This is a genomic window from Janthinobacterium sp. Ant5-2-1 (assembly GCF_001445815.1).
In the GTDB taxonomy this organism is placed as follows: Bacteria; Pseudomonadota; Gammaproteobacteria; order Burkholderiales; family Burkholderiaceae_D; genus Janthinobacterium; species Janthinobacterium lividum_E.
Genome location: NZ_LNCE01000006.1, coordinates 70,166 through 91,778 on the forward strand (window position 1 = coordinate 70,166; position 21,613 = coordinate 91,778).

Annotated in this window: 19 protein-coding genes; 8 read left to right on the forward strand and 11 right to left on the reverse strand. The window is 63.6% G+C overall.

Annotated elements, in window-relative coordinates; all coding sequences use genetic code 11:
- Positions 1–124: 124 nt before the first annotated feature.
- Positions 125–796, reverse strand: coding sequence for a glutathione S-transferase (locus tag ASN89_RS01575; RefSeq protein ID WP_058048036.1), 672 nt, complete (start codon positions 794–796; stop codon positions 125–127).
- A 165-nt stretch (positions 797–961) separates the two neighbouring features.
- On the opposite strand from ASN89_RS01575, the gene ASN89_RS01580 reads away from it, so the two are divergent.
- From ASN89_RS01580 to nagZ, 4 genes are all read left to right on the forward strand, one after another.
- Positions 962–2,014 carry a YjgN family protein gene (locus tag ASN89_RS01580; protein ID WP_046684499.1) on the forward strand — a complete coding sequence of 351 codons (1,053 nt, stop codon included), beginning with the start codon at positions 962–964 and terminating at the stop codon, positions 2,012–2,014.
- A 1-nt stretch (position 2,015) separates the two neighbouring features.
- The gene (locus ASN89_RS01585; protein WP_058048037.1) at positions 2,016–3,029 is read left to right on the forward strand and encodes a M48 family metallopeptidase; all 1,014 of its coding nucleotides are present in this window, start codon (positions 2,016–2,018) and stop codon (positions 3,027–3,029) included.
- A 102-nt stretch (positions 3,030–3,131) separates the two neighbouring features.
- Positions 3,132–4,742 (forward strand): FMN-binding glutamate synthase family protein, encoded by a 1,611-nt coding sequence (locus ASN89_RS01590; RefSeq protein ID WP_046684501.1) that lies wholly within the window; start codon positions 3,132–3,134, stop codon positions 4,740–4,742.
- Positions 4,743–4,924: 182 nt separating this feature from the next.
- Positions 4,925–6,466 carry a beta-N-acetylhexosaminidase gene (nagZ, locus tag ASN89_RS01595; protein ID WP_058048038.1) on the forward strand — a complete coding sequence of 514 codons (1,542 nt, stop codon included), beginning with the start codon at positions 4,925–4,927 and terminating at the stop codon, positions 6,464–6,466.
- A 49-nt stretch (positions 6,467–6,515) separates the two neighbouring features.
- On the opposite strand, the gene ASN89_RS28890 is transcribed toward nagZ, so the two are convergent.
- The 4 genes from ASN89_RS28890 to ASN89_RS01610 form a co-directional block, all read right to left on the reverse strand.
- Positions 6,516–6,677 (reverse strand): hypothetical protein, encoded by a 162-nt coding sequence (locus ASN89_RS28890; RefSeq protein WP_157814699.1) that lies wholly within the window; start codon positions 6,675–6,677, stop codon positions 6,516–6,518.
- A 64-nt stretch (positions 6,678–6,741) separates the two neighbouring features.
- Complete coding sequence (locus ASN89_RS01600) at positions 6,742–7,017, reverse strand: hypothetical protein (protein WP_046684503.1); 276 nt, start codon at positions 7,015–7,017, stop codon at positions 6,742–6,744.
- Positions 7,018–7,026: 9 nt separating this feature from the next.
- On the reverse strand, positions 7,027–8,928 hold the full coding sequence (feoB, locus tag ASN89_RS01605; protein WP_058048039.1) for a ferrous iron transporter B: 1,902 nt from the start codon (positions 8,926–8,928) through the stop codon (positions 7,027–7,029).
- A gap of 2 nt (positions 8,929–8,930) precedes the next feature.
- The gene (locus ASN89_RS01610; protein WP_046684504.1) at positions 8,931–9,215 is read right to left on the reverse strand and encodes a FeoA family protein; all 285 of its coding nucleotides are present in this window, start codon (positions 9,213–9,215) and stop codon (positions 8,931–8,933) included.
- Between the two features lie 413 nt (positions 9,216–9,628).
- On the opposite strand from ASN89_RS01610, the gene ASN89_RS01615 reads away from it, so the two are divergent.
- A complete protein-coding gene (locus tag ASN89_RS01615; protein ID WP_034745611.1) occupies positions 9,629–9,844 on the forward strand; it encodes a bacterioferritin-associated ferredoxin in 216 nt (71 codons plus the stop codon).
- A 17-nt stretch (positions 9,845–9,861) separates the two neighbouring features.
- The gene (locus ASN89_RS01620; RefSeq protein ID WP_058048054.1) at positions 9,862–10,563 is read left to right on the forward strand and encodes an energy transducer TonB; all 702 of its coding nucleotides are present in this window, start codon (positions 9,862–9,864) and stop codon (positions 10,561–10,563) included.
- A 219-nt stretch (positions 10,564–10,782) separates the two neighbouring features.
- Here ASN89_RS01620 and ASN89_RS01625 read toward each other — a convergent pair whose 3' ends face one another.
- Positions 10,783–11,463: a Fe2+-dependent dioxygenase gene (locus ASN89_RS01625; protein ID WP_058048040.1), complete on the reverse strand. Its 681-nt coding sequence runs from the start codon at positions 11,461–11,463 to the stop codon at positions 10,783–10,785.
- Positions 11,464–11,885: 422 nt separating this feature from the next.
- Here ASN89_RS01625 and bfr point away from each other — a divergent pair, with 422 nt between their 5' ends.
- Complete coding sequence (bfr, locus tag ASN89_RS01630) at positions 11,886–12,362, forward strand: bacterioferritin (protein ID WP_010401839.1); 477 nt, start codon at positions 11,886–11,888, stop codon at positions 12,360–12,362.
- 54 nt (positions 12,363–12,416) lie between these two features.
- Here bfr and ASN89_RS01635 read toward each other — a convergent pair whose 3' ends face one another.
- From ASN89_RS01635 to ASN89_RS01655, 5 genes are all read right to left on the reverse strand, one after another.
- Positions 12,417–13,745: an MFS transporter gene (locus tag ASN89_RS01635; RefSeq protein WP_058048041.1), complete on the reverse strand. Its 1,329-nt coding sequence runs from the start codon at positions 13,743–13,745 to the stop codon at positions 12,417–12,419.
- On the reverse strand, positions 13,742–15,622 hold the full coding sequence (locus ASN89_RS01640; protein WP_058048042.1) for an alpha-amylase family glycosyl hydrolase: 1,881 nt from the start codon (positions 15,620–15,622) through the stop codon (positions 13,742–13,744). The genes ASN89_RS01635 and ASN89_RS01640 overlap by 4 nt, the downstream gene beginning before the upstream one ends.
- A gap of 15 nt (positions 15,623–15,637) precedes the next feature.
- The gene (locus tag ASN89_RS01645) at positions 15,638–17,932 is read right to left on the reverse strand and encodes a TonB-dependent receptor (RefSeq protein WP_058048043.1); all 2,295 of its coding nucleotides are present in this window, start codon (positions 17,930–17,932) and stop codon (positions 15,638–15,640) included.
- Between the two features lie 310 nt (positions 17,933–18,242).
- The gene (locus ASN89_RS01650; RefSeq protein ID WP_058048044.1) at positions 18,243–19,271 is read right to left on the reverse strand and encodes a LacI family DNA-binding transcriptional regulator; all 1,029 of its coding nucleotides are present in this window, start codon (positions 19,269–19,271) and stop codon (positions 18,243–18,245) included.
- Positions 19,272–19,278: 7 nt separating this feature from the next.
- A complete protein-coding gene (locus ASN89_RS01655; protein WP_058048045.1) occupies positions 19,279–19,893 on the reverse strand; it encodes a glutathione S-transferase N-terminal domain-containing protein in 615 nt (204 codons plus the stop codon).
- 277 nt (positions 19,894–20,170) lie between these two features.
- Between ASN89_RS01655 and purB the strand changes: the two genes are divergently transcribed.
- Entirely contained in the window at positions 20,171–21,550 is a 1,380-nt protein-coding gene (purB, locus tag ASN89_RS01660; protein ID WP_058048046.1) for an adenylosuccinate lyase, read from the forward strand.
- The last annotated feature ends 63 nt before the right edge of the window (positions 21,551–21,613 follow it).

Sequence of the window (21,613 nt, forward strand, 5' to 3'; positions counted from 1 at the left end):
AACAACGCCTAACAAAACCGTAGCGAGCGGAAGTGAATTGTGGCTAAGAAGCGCAACCGTACTCAAGTACGGTGAGCATCGCAGGCCGCAAGTCGCGACGCGCAGTAGGTTTGGTTAGGCGTTCTCATTTGGCGAAATCGTAGGGCCCGCCCCGCTCCAGCGCCCGCTGATAGGCAGGCCGCGCATGGATGCGCTGCAGGAACGCCGTCAGCTTTGGCAGGCGCTCGTCGAGTCCGCCGCGCATGGCGGCCGCTTCCAGCGGAAAGCTCATCTGGATGTCCGCCGCCGTGAATTCATTGCCGGCAAACCATTTGCTGTTCTCCAGTTCCGCTTCCATATAGGCCAGCTGGCTTTTGATATTGGGCAGGATGAAGCTGCTCTTGACCTTGCTGGCGATGCCGCGCGCGATCGGTTTGACGAAAAACGGCATCGGCGACGATTCGACCTTGTCGAACACCAGCTTCATCAGCAGCGGCGGCATGGCCGAGCCTTCCGCGAAATGCAGCCAGTAGGTCCAGCGCAGCTTCTCCGGCGTACCCGCCGCCGGGATCAAGCGGCCATTGCCGTAACGCTCGACCAGGTACTCGATGATGGCGCCCGATTCGGCGATGGTGTTGGCGCCATCCGTGATCACGGGCGACTTGCCCAGCGGATGGACGGCCTTCAGCGAGGCGGGCGCCAGCATGGTTTTCGGGTCACGCTGATAGCGCTTGACCTCGTAGTCGAGGCCCAGTTCCTCGAGCAGCCAGAGTACGCGCTGCGAGCGCGAATTGTTCAGATGGTGGACGACGATCATGGTTTTCCCGTTAGGCGATGGTTGAGTTCCAGTATAGCCGGGACGGCCGGATCGGGGCGGCGCAAGGGAATCGGCAAAAATAATTGCGAAAAACAGTATTTTCAATTGATAACTTTTCAGTATTCCCTTATCTTGTTTTGTTTCCAATAAGTAAGGAAACCCCCTGTGGATTTCGACACCAACAACACCACGCCCCAGCGCGAAGCCATTACCTTCAGCGCCACGGGCAGCGAATACTTCCGTATCTGGATCGTCAATCTGCTGCTGAGCATCGTCACCCTGGGCATTTATTCCGCCTGGGCCAAGGTGCGCCGCAACCGCTATTTCTATTCCAGCACCCACCTGGCTGGCAGCAGCTTCGAATACCACGGCAATGCCGTCGCCATCCTGAAGGGCCGCATCGCGGCCGTGGTATTGATCGGCGGCTACAACATCGCCTTCCAGGTCTCGCCCATCGTCGGCCTGGTCATGCTCGTGCTGATGATGGCCGTGCTGCCATGGCTGGTCTGGAAAAGCCTGCAATTCAAACTGTACAACACCAGCTACCGCGGCATCCGCTTCGGCTTTGACGGCAGCGCCAAGCAAGCCTACAAATACTTCCTGTGGCTGCCCATCCTGAACACCTTCACGGCTGGCCTGATGACGCCGTTCCTGCACCAGCGCCTGAAGCGCTTCCAGCACACGCAAAGCCGCTTCGGCAGCAGCAACTTCAGCTTCGACGCCTCGGTCGGCAGCTTCTACAAAACCTATTTGCTGTTCTTCGCCCTGCTGCTGGCCGGTTTCCTCGTCCTGATCTTTGTCGTCTTCGCCAGCGTCTTCGCCACGTTTGCCACCGATGCCAACGATGTCACCAAGGCCGGCAGCATCTTCGGCGCCGTGGCCGCCCTGTATGCCTGGGCCTTTATCGTGCTGCCGCTGTTCCTGACCATGATCCAGAACCTGATCTGGAATCACACGCGCTTGCAGCAGCACCAGTTCCAGTCGCAGCTGACGTGGGGCCGCACCACCTTCATCATGCTGACCAACCTGCTGGGCATCGTCGTCACCCTGGGCCTGTTTTCGCCATTCGCCCAAGTGCGCTGGCTGAAGTACCGCCTGGAAGCGACGTCGATGCTGGTGCATGGCAGCCTGGATGCCTTTGTCGCCGCCACCGGAGAGCAAGTGTCTGCCACGGGCGAAGGCATGGTCGACCTGCTGGACTTCGACCTGTCGCTGTAGCATGACGCTCGACCATCAAGCGCCGGGCGCGGCCCCCGTGCCCGCGCGCTATTTCGACGGCCAGACCTCGCGCCTGTACCACGTCACGCTCAGCGTGCGCGATGGCGTGGCCGTGCTGGCCGGCGATATCGAGCGCAGCTGCCCGCTGGGCGAGCTGCACGTGTCCGAACGCAGCAGCCACGCCGTGCGCAAGGTCAGTTTTACTGATGGCGCCTATCTGGAAATCGCCGACCAGGCGGCCTTCAACAGCCTGCTGCACGACACGGGCCACCGCGACGGCTGGGTGGTGCGGCTGCAGCAAAGCTGGCGCGGCGCCCTGCTGGCCACGGTCGCCACCGTGCTGGCCCTGTGGCTCAGCTATCAGTACCTGCTGCCCGTGGTGGCAAAGGGCGTCGCGTATGCGATTCCCCAGTCCGTCGAGCGCCAGCTGGGCCAGGGCGTGCTCGATTTCCTCGACAAGCACGTGTTTGAAGCAAGCAAGCTCGCTGGCGCGCGCCAGCAAGCCTTGCGCGCCCGGTTCGCGCGCCTGGCCACGCCCGGCGACAGCACGCCCGAGCACCGCATCGTTTTCCGCAAGAGCAAGATCGGTCCGAACGCGTTCGCCCTGCCGTCCGGCGACATCGTGCTGACCGATGAAATGGTGGCACTCATGCCGGACGACGACGCCATCATGGGCGTGCTGGCACATGAACTGGGCCATTTGCAGCAGCGCCACCTGACGCGCCGCCTGATCCAGACTTCAGCCGTGGGTGCCGGCGCGGCGCTGCTGTTCGGCGACGTGTCGACCGTGGTGGCGACCCTGCCGCCGCTGCTGCTGGACTTGAAGTATTCGCGCGACGTCGAGCGCGAAGCGGACGACTATGCGATCGCCATGCTGCGCCAGAACGGCATCGCGCTGGAACACCTGGCGCAAGTGTTTGTCGCCTTGGGCAAGCTGGACCACGGCACGCCCTACCTGTCGAGCCATCCGGCCAGCGCCGAACGGGTCGAGCGCATCCGCGCAGCGCAGCGATAACCCTCACGCGGCGTCCAGCGGGCGCCGCGTTCTTTCCCTCCAGCACGTTCCGCGAATCGAAGGTAGACTCAGCTGTATCAGTCTGACTTCACCGGAGTGCCCATGCACCTAGTACCATTTCGCTACCTGACCTTCATTGCGACGGCAGCCATCTTTGTCCTGTCCCTGTTTTACTACGATCATTACTGGCTGCCCGTGCTGGCCGGTGCGCTGACCCTGGTCGGCATCAGCGACCTGCTGCAAACGAAGCGCGCCCTGCGCCGCAACTACCCCATCCTCGCGCATTTCCGCTTTTTCTTCGAGAGCATCCGCCCCGAAATCCGCCAGTATTTCCTGGAAAGCGACAGCGAAGCGACGCCGTTTTCGCGCAGCCAGCGCAGCATCGTCTACCAGCGCGCCAAGGAACAGACGGACAAGCGCCCGTTCGGCACCCAGCTCGACGTGTATGAAGCAGGCTATGAATGGATCAACCATTCCATCGCTCCCGCCAAGGTCACGGGCCACGACTTCCGCATAGAGATCGGCAACCATCCGGACTGCCCGCGCACAAAACCGTATTCGGCCAGCGTCTTCAATATTTCGGCGATGAGCTTTGGCGCCCTGTCGGCCAACGCCATCCTGGCCCTGAACGGCGGCGCGCGCAGCGGCGGCTTCATGCACGACACGGGCGAAGGCAGCATCAGTCCCTACCACCGCGAAAACGGCGGCGACTTGGTATGGGAAATCGGTTCCGGCTACTTCGGCTGCCGCAACCAGGACGGCACGTTTTCGGAAGAACGCTTCATCGCCAACGCCAGCTCGGAGCAGGTAAAAATGATCGAGCTGAAGATGTCGCAGGGCGCGAAACCAGGCCACGGCGGCGTGCTGCCGGGCCCGAAAGTGACGATCGAGATCGCCACCACGCGCGGCGTGATGGTAGGCGAGGATTGCGTCTCGCCGGCTGCGCACAGCGCCTTTTCCACGCCACTGGAAATGCTGCACTTTATCGACCGCCTGCGCACGCTCTCCGGCGGCAAGCCGACGGGCTTCAAGCTGGCCATCGGCCATCCGTGGGAATTCTTCGCCATCGTGAAAGCCATGCTGGAAACGGGCATCACGCCCGACTTCATCGTCGTCGACGGCAGCGAAGGGGGCACGGGCGCCGCGCCTCTGGAATTCACGGACCATGTCGGCACGCCGCTGCAGGAAGCGCTGGTGCTCGTGCATAACACGCTGGTGGGCGCCAATCTGCGCGCGAAAATCAAGATCGGCTGCTCGGGCAAGATCATCACGGCCTTCGACATCGCCCGCCTGCTGGCGCTGGGCGCCGACTGGTGCAATTCGGCGCGCGGCTTCATGTTCGCGCTGGGCTGTATCCAGTCGCAAAGCTGCCATACGGACCGCTGCCCCACGGGCGTGGCCACGCAAGACCCGCAGCGCCAGCGCGCGCTGGTGGTGCCCGACAAGATCGCCCGCGTGGCGCACTTCCACCAGAACACCATGAAAGCGCTGGCAGAACTGATCGCCGCCGCCGGCCTGGCGCATCCGCAGGAACTGCGCCCGCACCATCTGGTGCGCAGAATCTCGCCGAACCAGGTGAAACTGGCCTCGGCCCTGCTGCCCTTCCTGGAAGCGGGCCAGCTGCTCGACCCGAGCCAGCTGCCGCAACTGCCGCCCGTGTTCGGCCTGTACTGGCCGAAGGCGCAATCGGCCTCGTTCCAGCGCCTGGATTGATGCGGGCATTGCGCAAGTGGAGCAATACCACTTAATAACCACTTGCGCAAATATCTGAATCCAATACAATACCAAAATAAGTATAAAACCAAGGCAGCTTTTCCGGTGATTGTCCAGACGCGTCACCAGGGGCCAGAATACGGACTTGTCGTCATCAGAATGAATACCGGAGGAGTTGCAGCATGGAGCAGGGTTTGCGCGAAAAAGTAGGACAGCTATTCATGGTGGGCTTCGATGCCCTGCAGGCGGACGAGCATATCAAGACCTTGATACGCGAAAAGAAGGTGGGCGGCGTGATCCTGTTCCGCCGCAACGTGCACACGCCCGCGCAAGTGTCGGCGCTGTGCCGCGAACTGCAGGAAATCAATGCGGAAGTATCCGACATTCCACTGCTGATCTCCATCGACCAGGAAGGCGGCATGGTGATGCGCATCGAACAGGGGGTCACCCCGATTCCCGCAGCGATGGCCTTCCAGGCGGCCGGCTCCATCGACGACTGCGAGCGCATGAACCAGATCAGCGGCGATGAAATGCGCCAGGTGGGCATCAATATGCTGCTCGCGCCCGTGCTGGACGTAAACAACAACCGCAACAATCCCGTCATCGGCGTGCGCGCGTATGGCGAGGATGCCGCCACCGTCATCGACTACGGCATGGCGGCCATGCGCGGCCAGCGCGCCAGCGGCGTGGCCGTCACCGCCAAGCACTTCCCCGGCCACGGCGACACGGCCACCGACACGCATTACGCCATGGCCCTGGTCCCGCACGACAAGGAACGTCTGCGCGCCGTGGAACTGGCGCCGTTTCGCGCGGCCATTGCCGGCGGCGTGGATGCCATCATGACGGCGCATGTGGTTTTCCCCGCCTTCGAGGCCGATACCAGTGTGCCGGCCACCCTGTCGAAAGGCGTGCTGACGGACCTGCTGCGCGGCGAGTTGAAATACCAGGGCGTCGTCATTACCGATTGCCTGGAAATGGCGGCCATTGCCGACGGCGTCGGCATCGCCCAGGGCGCCATCGCCACCTTGCAGGCGGGCGCCGACATCGTCCTCATCTCGCACCGCGAAGCGCAGCAGACGGCCGCCATCGACGCCGTCATTGCCGCCGTGGAGCGCGGCGACATTGCGGTCTCGCGCATCGACGCGGCTTGTGCGCGCGTGGCTGAACTCAAACGCAACCGCGCCGTGCGCGACTGGCGCGAGCGCCCGGTCAATCCGCCGGCACTGATGCAGCCGGCCGCCATGGCCCTGTCGCAGCTGCTGCAAAAAGCGGCCTTGCGCGTGCAGGGAGACTACCGCCCGCTCGACGCCAGCCTGCCCGTGGTCCTGCTGACGGTGGAAGTGCGCTCGCGCAGCGAAATCGACGAAGTGGCGCTGGGCCGCAACAAGGAAGCGCGCAGTTCGATGCTGCCGGCGCTGCTCGAAGCGGGCCTGGACGTGCGCGAGTACGCCTTGTCGGCCGAGGCGCTGGACGACGAAGTCAACGAGGCCATCGCCTTTGCGCAAGGCGCGCGGCAGATCGTGCTGCAAACGTATAACGCCATGTTCGTCGACGGCCAGCGCCGCCTGGTGGACGCCCTGCCACAGGATAAACTGTGGCTGGTGGCGGGCCGTCTGCCCTACGACCTGGATCTGGCGCCCGACGCGCAAGGCCGCCTGGCCGCCTTCGGCTGCCGCCCGGCCGCGCTGGTGCCGGTGGTCGACAAGCTGGCCGGCAAAGCGTAAGCGCAGCGCTACAGACGTAAAAAAACCCGCATGCGCGGGTTTTTTTCATTCAGCTTGGTGCAACGGGCGGCAACGCCGCCACCGCCAGCAAGGCAAACGGTCCGAGGAACAGGCCGATGCCGAACCAGAGTCCCCCGTGGCGGCCGCGCCGGCTGGCCAGCAGCCAGGTGGCGACCGCAAACAGAAACATGAAGATCAACAGTATCGCCATTGCCACTCCTTGCCATGCGGAAAGCCCAGTGTAGCCCACGGGCGCGCCCGTGACTACACTGAAATCAGCGCTGCACCTGCATCAGGATCACGCGCTTGCTGCTGCCGTCGGCCGGCGGCGTGGCGGACGGGGGCGGCGGGCTGTCGCAGGAGCCGCAGGAACCGCAGCCGCTGCCGCAACCGGGCGCCACCTTGAAGAAGGTCGACATCTTCGCCTCATCGAGGCCGCAGCGCACGAGGCCACGCACGATGGCGCGGCGCAGGCCGGCCGGCAGGTACTTGGTCGAAAAATGCAGCAGCGCGGCTGCGACGATCAGGGCGACGATGAGGGTTTGCCACATGATTTTCTCCTAAGCGCCCAGCATCAGGGCGACGCGGTATGTGATGAACGAGGCGGCATACGCCAGGGCGAACATGTAGCCGGCCATCAGCAACGGATAGCGCCAGCCGCCCGTCTCGCGTTTCACGACGGAGAGGGTCGACAGGCACTGCGGCGCGAACACATACCAGGCCAGCAGGGACAGCGCCGTGGCCATCGACCACGAATGGGCGATCAGCGGCTCCAGGGTGGAAGCGAGCGCATCGCCCGTTTGCGACAGCGCGTACACGGTGCCCAGGGCGCCGACGGCCACTTCGCGCGCCGCCATGCCCGGCACCAGCGCGATGCAGATCTGCCAGTTGAAACCGATCGGCGCGAAGATCACTTCCAGGCCGCGGCCCAGGATGCCGGCCAGGCTGTAATAAATCGGCGGATGGATCGCGTTGTCCGGCGGGCCGGGGAAGGTGCTGAGGAACCACAGGATGATCATCAGGCTCAGGATGATGGTACCGACGCGCGTGAGGAAGATCTTCGCGCGCTCCCACAGGCTGACGGCCAGGTTGCGCAGGTGCGGCCAGTGATAGGCAGGCAGTTCCAGCAGCAGCGGCTGGTTGCCGCGCACGCCCATGCTGCGCTTCATGACCCAGGCCACGGCCATGGCCGAGATGATGCCGGCAAAGTACAGGACGAACAGCACCAGGCCTTGCAGGCTCAGGTAGCCCCACACCTGGCGTTCGGGGATGAAGGCGGCGATGATCAGCGCATACACGGGCAGGCGCGCCGAACACGTCATCAGCGGCGCGATCATGATGGTGACGAGGCGGTCGCGCGGATTCTGGATGGTGCGCGCCGCCATCACGCCGGGAATGGCGCAGGCAAAGCTCGACAGCAGCGGAATGAAGGCACGACCCGACAGGCCCACGCCGCCCATCAGGCGGTCCAGCAAAAAGGCCGCGCGCGGCAGGTAGCCGCAGTCTTCCAGGCTCAGAATGAAGAAAAACAGGATCAGGATCTGCGGCAGGAAGACCAGCACGCTGCCGACCCCGCCGATGATGCCTTCCACCAGCAAGCTTTTCAGGTGACCGTCGGGCATGTTCGCCGTCAGCACGGCGCCCAGGTGGCCCACGCCATCGGTGATCATTTCCATCGGCGTGGCGGCCCAGGCAAACACGGCCTGGAAAATCAGGAACATCAGCACGGCCAGGATGATGGGGCCGAAGACGGGATGCAGCACCACGTCGTCGATCTTTTCCGTCAGGTTGCCGCTGTCGCGCGTGTCGTTGCTGACGGCGGCCAGGATGCGGCGCACTTCGCGCTGCGTTTCTTCGACGCTGACGGCGTCGATGGCCGCCAGCGGTTTCGCTTCCACCACCGGCAGCGGCAGCATGGCGTCGATGGCGTCAAGCAGGGCTTTTTCGCCATCGTGCTGCACCGCGATGGTTTCCACCACGGGCATGCCCAGTTCGGCCGACAGCCTGGCCGTGTCGATCAGCATGCCGCGCTTGCGCGCCACGTCCGTCATGTTCAGCGCCAGCAGCATGGGCAGGCCCAGGCGCTTGACTTCCAGCACCAGGCGCAGGTTCAGGCGCAAATTGGTGGCGTCGACGACGCAGATGATGGCGTCCGGGCGCGGGTCGCCCTTGCGCAGCCCGCCCACCACGTCGCGCGTGATGGCTTCATCGGGCGTGGTGGCCGACAGGCTGTAGGCGCCCGGCAGGTCGAGCACGCGCACGGGCTTGCCGGCGGGCGACGTGAAATGGCCTTCCTTGCGCTCGATGGTCACGCCAGCGTAGTTCGCCACTTTCTGGCGCGCGCCCGTCAAACGGTTGAACAGGGCGGTCTTGCCGCAGTTCGGATTGCCCAGCAAGGCAATTTGTGGCTGATGCGGCGGCTTGTGCACGCCCGCATCGACGATTGTTTCGACAGCACCCATGGTCATTCCGGTTGAAGCAGCGGTTGAATCGTAATCAGCGCCGCTTCGAAGCGGCGCAGCGCGAAGGTGGCATTGCCCACCTTGACGGCCAGCGGATCGCCGCCGGGAATGCCGCGCTTGAGCATGCGGATGCGTTCGCCGGGAACGAATCCCAGCTCCATCAATCGGCGGACGAGGTCAACGCCGTCCTCCGTCTGTCCTGCCGCGTGGGGCGTGATATGCAACACCGTGCCGCTCTGGCCGACTGCCAGCGCGTCGAGCGTCATCATGGGTGGAACTAGAGTCATGAGCAAATTCCGTTCAAATTAAGAACACCGGGGACAGACTGCTGCGCGTGGCGCATCGCCTTTGACCTGGATGTTGTGAGGTAAAACGCAACTGTTGCGCATTACCGACAAGCGGCCTTTCAAACTGTCCGGACGGTGACCGTCCGAGACAATACCAGCATTATAAACATGAATGCGAATAGTTTTTATTTAGCCCGGAGAGCCGCCCCCGTCAAGGGCTGCGCGATCCGAAAAAACGGCATATCGAGGCGCCGCGCCATGCCGCCAACTGCCGCACACTTGATCAAAATCGCTTGCATTGTCCCGCACTTTGCGCGACAATGAAACGTAATGATAATGATTCTCATTAAAACACTAGCAACAATGCTTCCAAGCACTAGTGTCTGTTCATCCTCCAGCCAGAAGGTGTATCAATGATTGTATGTGTCTGCAACAACATATCTGATCGTGAAATCCGTCAAGCCGTCGATCTTGGCCTGTCCAGCATGGCCGAACTGCGCCGCGACCTGGGCGTGGCCACCTGCTGCGGCAAATGCCACACCTGCGCACGGGAAGTGCTGAACGATCACCTGAACGCCACCGTGGCGCTGCAAGAAACCGTATTGATGCGAGCTGTACTGACAAACTAAAGAAAGCGATGAATGCCATGACGATGATGCCCCCGCCCGTAACGGTGCAGGCCGTGCAGCAATTTGCCGACTTCGACAAGAAGCGCAGCAAATTCGCGCCGCTGATGGCCATCGTCGTCCTGCATATCGCCGGCTTTTACGCCATCCAGAGCGGCCTGCTGAGCCGCGTCGTCACGGCGGCCATGCCGACCATCACAACCATCAGCATCATCGCCCCGCCGGCGCCGCCGAAACCGCCGGCACCGTCCGTACCGAAAACCGTGGAACTGAGCGCGCCCGTGCCGCGCGCCGTGATCCCGCCGCTGCCGATGATCGCCGTCGCGCCGAGCGAACCGACGATCACGCCGCCGCAGCCGACGCGCGCCGAAGCGGCGCCTGTCGCCACCGCCGCGCCAACGGCGCCAGCAGCACCGTCGCCGACGCCACCGGCACCGTCGACGCCGCGCACCGTCAGCAGCGTCGAATACATCAAGGCGCCGCAACTGATCTACCCGAATCTGTCGCGCCGCCTGGGCGAAAGCGGCACCGTCGTGTTGCGCATCCTGATCAATGAAAAGGGTTTGCCCGAGCAAATCCTGATTCAGAAATCGACCGGCTACACCAACCTCGATGAAGCGGGCCGCCAAGCCGCGCAGCGCGCGCTGTTCAAGCCGATGATCGAAAACGGCAAGCCTGTCCCCGTGTACGTTTTAGTACCGCTGACCTTCCAACTGAGCTAGCCTTCCGGCGGCACTTTCGCCGCTGCCAGCCCGCAAGCACCGCACCATGTGCCCTGCTTGCTTTTTTGCGCCCGTTTTAGTCAAGCGATTTGCTTGTTTCAGTCTGCCAGCCTACATCCCCGGGCCAGGCAGACTTTTTTTTGCCTGCTATGGGATCAGACCCTCAACACCGCCAACGCCCAGTTCAGCGCCAACGTCGCCGGGGGTCTGACCCCAGCCTTACATCTCCGCCCACATTCTGAGAAGGTTGTGATAATGCCCCGTCAGCCCCACCGTCGCCGGTGAATCGCCATGCGCCGCGCGCACGCTCTGGATGTTCTGATCGAGCTCGAACAGCATGCTGCGTTTCCAGTCCTCGCGCACCATGCTTTGCGTCCACAGGAAGGAGCAGATACGCTCGCCGCTGGTGACGGGCAGCACCTGATGCACGCTGCTCGACGGATACACGATCACGTCGCCGGCCGGCAGTTTCACTTCATGCGTGCCGTAGGAGTCCACCACCACCAGCTCGCCGCCTTCGTATTCGTCCGGCTCGCTGAGGAAGACGGTCGACGAGACGTCGGCGCGCATCGACTGCATGCCGTTTTTCGGCGTGCGGATGGCGCCGTCGATGTGCAGGCCATAGTGCTCGCCGCCCGCATAGCTGTTGAAGAATGGCGGCAGGATGCGCAGCGGCAGCACGGCGGCAAAGAACAGCGGATTGGCCATCAGCGCGCGGCTGACGATTTCGCCCAGCTCCAGCGCCAGCGGCGAACCTTCGGCCAGCTGGCGGTTGCGCTTGACTTGCGCGCCTTGCGCCCCGACGCTGGCGCGTCCGTCGACCCAGTCCGTCTGCGCCAGGCGCTGGCGAAACTGCGTCACCTGTTCCGGCGTCAGCACGCCGGGTATATGCAGCATCATCTTGCTATCCTTTTTTCAGTAAATATCGCTGCCCGATTATCGCATCGCGGGCAGCGGCCAAGAAGATACAAAAGCAAGAACGACCAAACATTTCCGGCCTTTTCAGCGCGGCCATGCACGCGTGCCAGCGGCGGCAAAACAGCGCCGGAAACGCGAATGAGAATGGCCTTCATTTTCCTTAACAAATAAAAAACGGCGCAAGTGGGCAATCCACTTGAGAATGGGTTTTATTCGCACGATATTTACGTTAAAAAGACGGAAAAAAGCCGTTTAGCACCGGAAATCGCCGGCATTTTGCGCTATCATGCGGGCATAGCGAAACCGGCAACCTGCGCGCCACCAGGCAGCCAACGCCACCCGGCAGTGAACGCCAGCAGCCTGCGGTTTCATCATCGAACGCGACACAGAACAAAGGAAATCCCATGAAGGGCGATAAAGAAGTCATCCGCATGCTCAACGCACAGCTCACCAACGAACTGTCGGCCATCAACCAGTACTTCCTGCATGCGCGCATGTACAAGCACTGGGGCCTGGAAAAGCTGGGCAAGAAGGAATACGAAGAATCGATCGGCGAAATGAAACACGCCGACAAGCTGATCGACCGCATCCTGATGCTCGACGGCCTGCCGAACCTGCAAGCACTGCACAAGCTGCTGATCGGCGAGAACACGCCGGAAATGCTGGAATGCGACTTGAAGCTGGAACGCGCCGCGCACGCCACCGTCAAGGAAGGCATCGCCATCAGCGAAAAAGCGGGCGACTACGTCTCGCGCGACCTGTTCCTGATGATCCTGGAAGACACGGAAGAGCATATCGACTGGCTCGAAACGCAGATCGACCTGATCGCCAAAGTCGGCATCCAGAACTACCTGCAAAGTCAAATGGCCGTGGAAGAATAATCTGCAGCACCCAACAAAAAACCGGCAGGCTTGCCGGTTTTTTTACGCCTGCCGTCAAGCCTTGCCGGTCTGCGGCGGGCGCAGCTTGACGAACAGCACGGCCACCGCCGCGCACAGCAGCAGGGCGCCGGCCAGGCGGATGACGTTCTCCGGATTGCCGCCCAGCCAGCTGCGGTAATACAGGGGCAAGGTGAAGATCTGGATGATCATCGGGATGACGATGAACATGTTAAAAATGCCCATGTAGACGCCCGTGCGCTCGGGCGGAATGCAGCCGGCCAGCATGATGTAGGGATTGCCCATGATGCTGGCCCAGGCCAGGCCCACGCCCAGCATGGGCAGCAACAGCAGCGCCGGGCTGTGGATCAGCGGGATGCTCAGCATGCCCACGCCGGCCGCGCACAGGCACAGGCTGTGCATGCGCTTGGGGCCGAAGCGGCGCGTGAACGGCACCAGTGCAAAGGCGGCGACAAAGGCGACGAAATTGTAGAAGGCGCCCACCTGCCCGTTCAGCAGGCCCGCGTCGCGAAAGCCTTGCGACGCGGGGTCCGTCGTGTGAAACAGGGTTGCCGCCAGCGACAGCGCGATGTATTGCCAGTAGCAGAACAGGGCGTACCACTGGAACAGGTTGACGAGGGCCAGCTGCTTCATGGTCGCCGGCATGTCGCGCAGGGCCGCGCCGATATCGGCCAGCGTGTGGCGCCAGCCCGGCGGACGGCTGCGGATGGCCGCCAGTTCGGCCGCCGTGAGCGGGTTTTCCGGCGTCGTCTTCAGGGTCCACAGCACCGAGGCGAGCGAGAACACGGCGCCGATCAGGAAGGCGGCGATGACGATGTGCGGGATATGACTGCCATTGACGGCATCCTTGTTCATGCCCAGCATGACCAGCAGCGACGGCGTCAGATAGGCCAGCGTCTGCCCCAACCCCGTAAACGCGCTTTGCGTGAGAAAACCCAGCGAGTGCTGTTTCTTGTCGAGCTTGTCGCTGACAAAGGCGCGGTACGGCTCCATCGTCACGTTGTTGGCCGCGTCGAGTATCCACAGCAGGCTGGCCGCCATCCACAGGGTGGGACTGAACGGCATGGCCAGCAGGCCCAGGCTGCACAGGATGGCGCCGATCAGGAAGTACGGCGTGCGGCGGCCCCAGCGCGTCACCGTGCGGTCGCTCATGGCGCCGATCAAGGGTTGCACGAGCAGGCCCGTCATGGGACCGGCCAGCCACAGGTAGGGCAGGCTCGCCTCGTCGGCGCCCAGGTATTTGTAGATGGGGCTCATGCTGCTTTGCTGCAGCCCAAAGCTGAACTGGATGCCGAAAAAGCCGACATTCATGTTGACGATCTGCCAGAACGACAGATGCGGACGGTGCGCGGTGGCTTCGCTCATGCTGCTTCCCGTTTTTGCTCTTGCTCCCGCTCCAGCCACAGCATGTGCCAGGGCTGCAAGCCCACCGTGCCGGACAGCACGCTGCCATCGAGGCTGTTGCGCCATTCACCCGCAGGCAAAGTGTAGCGCTGGCTGGCGCCGCTGAAGTTGCTCAAGCTGAGAAACGCGTCGCCGCGCAACAGCGCCAGCACGGCCGGCGTGTCGGAGGGCAGCACGCTGCGCGGCGCGGCGGCGGCCAGGGCCGGCAAGCGCCGGCGCACATCGATCAGCTGGCGCAGCGCCGGGTACAGCCGGCCGCTGGCGCTCACGCCATCATGGCGCCATGCCAGCAGGCTGTCGTCGAACGCGGGACGCTGCAGCCAGCGGCTGTCCATCGCCCGGTCGGCGCGCTGCGTGTAGCTGTGATCATTGGTCATGCCCAGTTCATCGCCCATGTACAGCACCGGCAAGGCGCCAAAGCTCAAGGCCAGGCCATGCAGCAGCAGCAGACGACGCAACGCGTATTCCTGCTCCTGCACCGTGGTGGCGCTTTCCAGGCCCGCCAGCGAGGCGGCCATGCCGTTGCTGCCATGCGCCTTGTCGGCGCTGCTGCTCTGGAAGGCGGCGCCGCGCGCATAGCTGCCGGGGGCGCCGGCAAAGAACCGCGCGATGCGCGCCAGGCGCGCCGGCCCGTTCGCGCCCGCTTCATTGAGCAGCACGTTCCAGCCGATGTCGTCGTGGCAGCGCACGTAACTGAGCCAGCTGGCGGCCGGCGGCAGCGGCGGCGTGGCGGCGATCACCTGCTGCAGCAAGTCCGTGCTTTCCTCGGCCAGCGCGCCCCAGCCGGCGGCCATCAGGCTGCTGTGATAGGCGATATGGCATTCGGGCGCGGCATCGCTGCCAAAGTAGGCGGGCAACTTGGGCGTGGGCACGATGGCTTCGGCCTTGAGCAGCACACCCGGCGCGACGATGGCGGCGATCGCGCGCAACGCTTGCAGCAGGCTGTGGGCTTCGGGCTGGTTCATGCAATCGCTGCCTTCGCGCTTCCACAGGAAGGCCGTCGAATCGAGGCGAAACACCTCGATACCCTTGTTGGCCAGGCCCAGCATGGCGCCGGCCATGGCCGCGAAGACGGCCGGATTGGCGTAGTTCAAATCCCATTGATACGGATAGAACGTGGTCCAGACCCAGCGTTCGAGCTCCGGCACGAAGGTGAAATTGCCGGGCGCCGCCTGCGGGAAAACCTGGCCTACGGTGCGCTCGTAGCGATCCGGCTGCACGCGGTCGGGATAGGTGTGGAAAAAATCGCGCAGCAGCGGATCGCCGGCCTTGGCACCCAGCGCCCACGTATGATCGTCGGCCACGTGGTTGAGGATCAGGTCCGAGCACAGGCTGATGCCGGCCGCGCGCAGCTGCGCCGTCAACGCCAGCAAGTCGGCGTTGCTGCCCAGTGCGGGATCGACTTCCTCGAAGCTGGCGACGGCAAAACCGCCATCGCTTTCACCGGCGCGCGGACGCAAGAACGGCAGCAGATGCAAATACGTCACGCCCAGTTCGCGCAGGTGGGCAATGCGCGCCGCCACGCCCTGCAGGTTGCCGCCAAAGCGCTGCACGTAGGCGCTGTAACCGAGCATGGACTGGCTGGCAAACCAGTCCGGCTGCGTTTCGCGCTGCGCATCCTGCTGCCGCAGTTCGGGGGCGCGCGCCGCGTACAGCCGCCCCACGCTTTCCATCAGGTCGCCCAGCCAGGGCAGGAAGTCCGGCCGCTGGCCATACAGGCTGCCCAGGCGGTCGAGCAAGACCGCCTCCTGGCGCGCATAGCGGCGCGCCGCATCGTCGCGCAAGTGCGTGGGGAGCGGCGCCAGCAAGCGCGCCAGGGGGCTGCGTATCGAGATCATGAATCCTATCCTTGCTTAAAATGCGTATTTCAGGCTGACCTTGACGGCGCGCCCCGTGATCGAGCGGGCCGCATGGCCATCGCCCTCGACTTCCGTATAGCCGATCTTGTCGAGCAGATTGTTCGCCGTCAGCGCTACCTGCAATTGCGGCGTGAGCTGGTAATTGACGAAGGCGTTGAGCACCTGGTAGGCGGGCAAGGTGATCGTGTGCGCGTCGTCGCCCCACGATTTTCCCGTGCCGACCAGGCTCGCGCCCAGGGTAGCCTGCCCCCACTCATAGGTGGGCGCGATCTGGTACACGACACGCGCTTGGCGCCGCGGCGTATTGCCGATCAGCGCCACGTCGGCCGCCGCCGTGCCCGTGATCTCGGCATCCGTGAACGTCAGGCCGCCATTGATGCGGAAGTCGCCGGCGCTGTAGGCCGCTTCCAGCTCCACGCCCTTCGCTTCATAGCTGTTGGCCGTGCGCAGCTGGGTGGTCGCTTCGTAATTGCTTTCCTTGGTCTTGGCCTGGAACACGGTGACGAAGGTGCTCAGGGGGCCGCGCCGCCATTTCACGCCGCCTTCGAGCTGGCGCACGGTGTTGATCGCCACGGGCACGCTGCCATCGAGCGGCGTGCCGAACAGGATGCGGTCGGCATTGAAGGCCACGCCTTCGCTGACGCGGGCAAACACGGCCAGGTTGGCTTGCAGCTTGTAGTTCGCGCCCAGCGAGTACGACGTGTGGCCCAAGGTATAGTCGACCCGCTGCACCGTCGACGGCAGATAGACCTGCGCGCCGGTAGCCTGGTTGGCCGTGCCGCTGGCGTGCTGGCGGTCGCGCCGCAAGCCGCCGTCGAGGTTCAGCGCACCGCTTTCCCAGGCCAGGTTCAGGTAGGGCGACGTCGTGCGGTATTCCATGTCGACGGCGCGCGAGCAGCAGGCGCCGAAGGCCGGGCCGATGTAGCCTGGCGTGCCGCTGGCCGTTTGCAGCAGCGCCGGCTGGTCGCCCATGGCCTGCATCAGGTATTCGTTGAAATTCCAGGTCAGGCCCAGCTTTTGCTGCGACAGGTACAAGCCGGCCGTGGTGGTCAGCTTGCCGCTGTCGAGCACAAACGTCTTGGCCAGCTTGGTGTCGCTCAGGGTATTGCTGGCGTCGTCGATGGACGTGTTGAACACCACGGCGGAAAACGCGCGGCCCGTGTAGGGCTTGCCCTGGTTCGGGCCGCTGGCAAACACATAGCTGCCGTCGCTGCCGTTATTCGACGGGAACACGCCGATGAAGCGCCCCGAGTTGTCGGCATAGCGGAAGTTTTCGCTCACGCTCCAGCCCTGCCCCAGCTTGAACGATGCTTCCACACCCACGGTATCGCTCTTGACGTGCAAGCCGTCGTTGACGCGGGTGGCCACGCGCTGGTTATCCTTGTTCAGCACCATGTCGGGCACCCAGTACGGCGAATAGAAACTGGCCTTGCGCGGGTCGATGCCGGCGATTTCCCCGATGCGGCCATTGCGCACGCTGACGGGCACGGGCAAGGCCGTGGGCGACTGGTCGTCGAGGTGCTTGAACGACAGGCGCACGAAGCCGCTGTCGAATTCATGCGTGACATTGCCGCGGATCTGGCCGCCCTTTTCGCTGTTGACGCCACTGTGGCGGATGCCTTCGCCCGTACGCCAGGAGCCGCCGATGAAGAAGCGCGTGCGCTCCGAAATCGGTGCGCCATAATCAAAATCGACCCTCGTCTGGTCGTAGCCCAGGCCGCGGCTGATGGCCACGCTGCCGCCCTTCTCCTTGCCATTCTTGCTGATGAAATTAATGATGCCGCCCGGCGAATTGGTGGCCAGGGTGGAGGCCGAACCGCCGCGCACCACTTCCAGGTGATCGAGCGTGGAATCGATCTTGACGAAGCTGTCGGGCGTGGTGAAATTGAAGTCGCCGAACTGCAGCACGGGCAAGCCGTCTTCCTGGATCTGTACATAGCGCGCGCCGCCGGCGGAAATGGGCAGGCCGCGCACGGTGATGTTGGCATTGCCTTCGCCGCCCGAGGACTCGGCGCGCAAGCCCGGCACCGAGCGCAGGACTTCGGCGGCGCTGGTCGGCGCGTTGTGCAGGATGGTGTCGAGCTCCATGCTGCTGACGGAATTGCTCGATTTCATTTTGGACGTGCCGCCGGTGGTGCCCGTGACCACGATGCGTTCCAGGTTCAGGCCATCGGCAGGAGCGGCGCTGGCGGTGTCGGCGGCCGATTGCGCCTGGGCGGCGCCCAGTTGCAGCATGGCCAGGGCGACGGCTGCGGCCATGCAGCCGCGTTGAGCAGTACGTGTCTTCATCTTGTCTCCAGTGTTGTATGCCGATACATCGAGGTATCCGCTTGTTATGAGTACTGGCCGCCGCATGCCGTGGCGCGCTGGCTGAGCCGGTACGCCATTATTCAACGAATAAGAATTTATTGCAATCGATTGCAATAGAGCGCTGCAACATGGAAATATTGTTGTTTTTAAGAGAATATTACGGGCGATACAGAGGAGATCAGGCGGAGATTAAGGCGATTTCAGCGTTTTTCATGCTGCTATGCAGCATGAAAATAAACGGGGAAATCTGAAATTATTGCAATCGGTTGCAATCGCTTGCCAACACGCTTCAGCGGCCCGAGGCGCGTACGATCAGCTCGGTTGGCAATTGCTGCGATGGCGCAGGCGCGCCGTCGACCAGCGCCAGCAGCGATGCCACCAGCGCGCGTCCGGCGGCGCGGATCGGCTGGCGCACGGTAGTGAGCGGCGGATGGAAATACGCGGCCAGTTCGATATCGTCGTAGCCGACCACGGCCACCTGTTCCGGCACGGCCACGCCGCGCGCACGTAGGGCGTTGATGGCGCTCATGGCCAGCAAGTCGCTGCAGGCAAAGATGGCGTCGAACGGCAACTGGCGGTCCAGCAGTTCCTGCACGTCCGTCGCACCGCCCTGCGGCAGGAAGGAGCCAGCCACGTACAGTTGCGGGTCGGGCGTCAGTCCCTGCGCGGCCAGCGCCTGCGCATAGCCCTGGTGTCGCTGCGCCACTTCGGGCAGCTTGGCGTCGCCAAAGAAGGCGATGCGCCGGCGCCCCGCCGCCAGCAAGTGTTCCGTGGCCAGCCTGCCACCGGCGACGTTATCGCCGCCGACGGTGCAATACAGCTGCTGCGGCAATTGCGCGCCCCACACGACGATGGGCACCTGGCGCGCGGCCAGCTGGTTCAGTTGTTCATGGTGGCGCCACTGGCCGATCAGGATGATGCCGATCACGCGGCCGCTGTCGAAGGACAGGGCGGCCGCATCGAGCGTTTCCGCATCCACGCGCGAAATGAGCATGTCGAAGCCCTGCTCCGTCAACGCATCGGCCAGGCTGCCCAGCATGCTCAGAAAGAAAGGATCGGACAGGTGCTGGCGCGTGGCCGCGTCATACGGCACCACCACGCCCACCGTGCGGTTCTGTTTCAGGCGCAGGTTTTGCGCGCCGATATTGATGGAATACTTGAGTGAACGGGCCAGCGCGATGACGCGCGCGCGCGTCTCTTCATTGACCAGCGAACTGCCGCTCAGCGCGCGCGACACGGTGGACGTGGACACGCCGGCCAGGCGCGCGATATCGGCCATCTGCAAGCGTTGCTGCGCCTTCGACTCGGAACCGGTCATCGTGCGCTCACTGCGGCGCGGTGTCCTTGAACGATGGGCGCTCGGACAGTTTGTCGAACAGGCGCGCCAGCGCCGGGTGATCCGCGCGCCAGTCGATTTCGGGGAAGCGGAAGCTGAGCCAGCCCAGGGTGCAGCCCACGGCCACGTCGGCCAGGGTGTAGTTCTTGCCGGCGCAATAGGCGCTTTCGCCCAGGCGCGATGCCAGCGCCGCCAGGCCCAGGGTGACTTTGTCCAGCTGGCGCGCGATCCAGGCCGCGCTTTGCTGTTCGGGCGGACGCTGCGTGCGCTCCAGGCGCACCAGCACGCCCGCGTCGAGGATGCCGTCGGCCAGCGCTTCCCAGTTCTTGATATCGGCCCGCTCGCGGCCATTGCCGCCGGCCGGCAGCAGCTTGCACACGGGCGTGAGCGTATCGAGGTATTCGACGATGACTTTCGAGTCGATCAGCGTGCTGCCATCCTCCATCACCAGGCAAGGCACCTTGCCCAGCGGGTTGGCCTGGGCGATGCGGGTTTCCGGCGCCCACACGTTTTCCAGCTCGAAGACATAGTCGAGCTTTTTTTCCGCCAGCACGATACGGGCTTTGCGGACATACGGGCTGGCGAGGGAACCGATCAGTTTCATAGGTACTTTAAGGTAAAGGAGCAACAAGCAGTATAGCATCGGCGGCAGCGGTGTTTGGCAGCACGCGCCCGGCAGCCTCCAGTGTGTGGCAGGCACGCCGCATCGGCGCCGGATTCGGCCAAAATGGGGGCCATCCGCAGCCGACGGACGGCTGGCCAGCGGCCAGCGGTGGTAAAATCGCCCTTTACTGTGGCGCCGTCAGTGTTGCTGTATTGCAATAACCCTGCCCTCCCCGCGCGCCACACGCCAACCGTTTCTTTAACTTGCGTCCGCTCTCATGACTTCTACTACTCCGTATTCCACGCTGTCGGCCCTGTCTCCGCTCGATGGCCGCTACGCCAGCAAGACCGATCTGCTGCGCCCGATCCTGTCCGAAGCCGGTTTCATGCACCACCGCGTGAAAGTGGAAATCTCCTGGCTGCAAGCGCTGTCGCAAGCCGGTTTCGCTGAAATCAAGCCTTTCTCGGCAGAAGCGAGCGCCCTGCTCGACAAGATGGCGGCCGATTTCTCGGAAGCCGACGCGGCCCGCATCAAGGCCATCGAAGCGGTCACCAACCACGACGTCAAGGCGGTCGAGTACTGGCTGAAGGAACAAGTGGCGGATGTGCCGGAACTGGTGGCGGCGTCGGAATTCATCCATTTCGCCTGCACCTCGGAAGACATCAACAACACCTCGCACGGCATGATGCTCAAAGCCGCGCGCGATGGCGTGATGCTGCCGGCATTGAACGGCCTGGTGGCCAAGCTGACGCAGATCGCGCACGACAATGCCGACGTGCCGATGCTGTCGCGCACGCACGGCCAGACGGCCAGCCCGACCACCCTGGGCAAGGAATTTGCCAACGTCGTGGCCCGCTTGCAGCGCGCCGTGAAACGCATCGAGCAAGTGGAAATCCTCGGCAAGATGAATGGCGCCGTCGGCAACTACAATGCCCACCTGTCGGCCTACCCCGGCTTCGACTGGCCGTCATTCTCGCAGGCCGTCATCGAACAGCGCCTGGGCCTGGTCTTCAATCCGTACACCATCCAGATCGAGCCGCACGACTACATGGCCGAACTGTTCGACGCCTTCGCGCGCGCCAACACGATCCTGCTGGACCTGAACCGCGACATCTGGACGTACGTCTCGCTGGGCTACTTCAAGCAGAAACTGAAAGCGGGCGAAATCGGTTCGTCGACCATGCCGCACAAGGTCAACCCGATCGACTTCGAAAACTCGGAAGGCAACCTGGGCCTGGCCAACGCCGTGCTGAAACACCTGTCGGAAAAACTGCCCGTCTCGCGCATGCAGCGCGACCTGACCGATTCGACCGTGCTGCGCAATATCGGCGTGGGCCTGGGCTACACCCTGCTGGCCTATGACAGCTGCCTGCGCGGCTTGAACAAGCTGGAAGTGAACCACGCGCGCCTGGCGCAAGACCTGGACGCTACCTGGGAAGTGCTGGCCGAGCCAGTACAAACCGTGATGCGCCGCTATGGCATCGAAAACCCGTACGAACAGCTGAAAGAGCTGACGCGCGGCAAGGGCATCTCGAAAGAAGCGCTGCAAACCTTCGTCAACGGCCTGGCCATTCCGCAAGATGCCAAGGACGTGCTGCTGACCATGACGCCGGGCAACTACATCGGTATCGCCGCGCAATTGGCCAAAGCCATCTAAGCAGTTTCCACATGGGGATCCTGCAATCCCACTCCCGCGGGGCGGACAGCATAAAAATGCTGG